At 70.3% G+C, this 657-nt stretch carries 1 protein-coding gene; it reads right to left on the bottom strand.

The genetic code is table 11. From position 1 onward, the window contains the following. On the bottom strand, positions 1-616 hold a 616-nt coding region (locus tag G3I71_RS45430), incomplete at its 3' end, for a hypothetical protein (protein ID WP_164324782.1). Positions 617-657: the final 41 nt, after the last annotated feature.

Here is a 657-nt window from a genome sequence, read left to right as displayed (position 1 = left end):
GCAGGAACGGGACGATGCCCCGCTCCAGCAGCGCGTTGCGCCACGCTTCCCGGGCCCGCGAGAGCTCTTCGGGGATCACCGCGGTCTCCGCCGGGGCGACCTCCGTCGAACTGTTGCGCAGGGCGGTCACCAACAGTCCGATGACCGCGAACAGCAGGGCGGCCACGGTGAGGGCCCCGAAGAGCCAGCCGGCCGTCAGCATCGTCTTGGCGAAGGCGGGTTCGGGATCGAGCATCTTGAGGCTGTAGCCCACCAGCAGGAAGATCAGCATGGCGGTGCCGGCCAAGACGGGCGCGAGGACGGCCACGATGGCGCTCACTCCCGCCCCGCCGTCCTGCCCGTCGCCCTGGTGCTCTCCGCCCCTTCCCGAGGCCGTCAGGGCCTCGTGGCGCAGGTCCTCGCGGACCTTCACGAAGTGGTCGTACTCGGCGGCGGCCGCCGCCGTCAGGATCGCGCTGGCGCCCATGGCCATGGTGCGCAACTGTTCGGCGTTCAGTCGTTCGCCCAGGGCGGCGAGTTCGGGCCGTTCGTTCGCTGTGCGCAGCGCCTCGTCGAGGAGCCGATCGAACTCCGGTCGGTCTTCGGTGAGCAGGTGCGGAGCGCTGGTCATGTGCATCCCCCGATGCTCCGTAGGGACCGGTATGCCCGCGTAGAACG

Source organism: Streptomyces sp. SID12501 (assembly GCF_010550245.1).
Lineage (GTDB): Bacteria > Actinomycetota > Actinomycetes > Streptomycetales > Streptomycetaceae > Streptomyces.
Note: the sequence above shows the minus strand (reverse complement) of the source record. Positions and strands in the feature narration are given on the sequence as shown.